Origin of the sequence: Thalassotalea sp. G20_0 (assembly GCF_017744175.1) — a bacterium.
In the GTDB taxonomy this organism is placed as follows: domain Bacteria; phylum Pseudomonadota; class Gammaproteobacteria; order Pseudomonadales; family Endozoicomonadaceae; genus Endozoicomonas.
Map to the genome: position 1 here is coordinate 1 of NZ_JAGHQV010000409.1, position 658 is coordinate 658.

At 52.9% G+C, this 658-nt stretch carries 1 protein-coding gene; it reads left to right on the plus strand.

What is annotated here, in order from left to right; all coding sequences use genetic code 11:
* Positions 1–36 precede the first annotated feature (36 nt).
* A partial coding sequence (locus J7438_RS26780; RefSeq protein WP_209279061.1) for a sugar phosphate nucleotidyltransferase occupies positions 37–658 on the plus strand: 622 nt, incomplete at its 3' end.

A 658-nucleotide genomic window follows, 5' to 3' on the forward strand; every position in this document is an offset into this window, starting at 1 on the left:
GTCCAATGCATACCCCACAACTCATAACTAACAACCATGAACTTAATACCCGTAATAATGTCCGGCGGCTCTGGCAGTCGTCTTTGGCCTCAGTCCCGCTCCTTATTCCCTAAGCAGTTCCTGCCGCTGGTCAATGAGCAAACCATGTTGCAAAACACTGTATCCCGTTTGGATGGCCTGAATTCGATTACCGCTCCGCTGGTGATTGCCAATGAAGAGCACCGTTTCCTGGTGGCGGAACAGTTCCGGCAGATGGGGCGGCAGGCTTTGGCCATAATTCTCGAGCCGATTGGCAGAAATACTGCACCAGCGGTTGCACTGGCGTCTTTAAAAGCTTTGAATCACAAAGGGCTGGTGAATGTTCCCGATAATACCGGCACTTGCGCCATTCCCGCCATTCCCGGCAGTCGAACAGAGCACGGAGAAGAACCCTTTTTGTTGGTGCTGCCAGCAGATCATGTGATTAAGGATGTCACTGCTTTTCATCAGGCGGTTGAAGCGGCATTACCATCGGCTCGTGATGGCAAGCTGGTCACTTTTGGGATTGTGCCCACCCATCCGGAAACCGGGTACGGTTATATAAAAGCTTTGAACCACAAAGGGCCGGTGAATGTTCCCGACAACACCGGCACTTCCGCCATCCCTGGCGGTCGCACAG